At 49.2% G+C, this 327-nt stretch carries 1 protein-coding gene; it reads right to left on the bottom strand.

Going from position 1 to position 327, the window contains the following annotated elements:
* A partial coding sequence (locus ELS82_RS26690; protein ID WP_167489592.1) for a hypothetical protein occupies positions 1 to 327 on the bottom strand: 327 nt, incomplete at both ends.

The raw sequence follows: 327 nt of genomic DNA, 5'->3' as shown, positions 1-327 counted from the left end.
CCGCTATCACTGAGGTTGAGTGCTTCATTGTTATCACCGATGCTACCCATTACCGTCACATCGAGTTCAAAGCTTTCGACTCCTTCAAAGATGTCGTCATTGAAGGTGCCAACGGTCACCGTCATACCTGTCGCATCACCCGGTATATAGAGGTTACCGCCGTTACTGATTGGGAAGGATTGAGGGCCATTACTGTCGGTGTAACTCACGGTTAACTCGCCGTTATCAAGGAAGTCGGCCATTTCTGCAGTCAACGGGTCGTCGACATCAAGCGTAAAGACGTAGTTCAAGGTGCCATCGACTTCTTTATCGAGGGACACATCAAAC

The organism is Vibrio ouci, from assembly GCF_004551525.1.
GTDB classification, from domain to species: domain Bacteria; phylum Pseudomonadota; class Gammaproteobacteria; order Enterobacterales; family Vibrionaceae; genus Vibrio; species Vibrio ouci.
The sequence above is the reverse complement of the archived record's forward strand: the minus strand, read 5'-3'. Positions and strand labels throughout refer to the sequence as shown.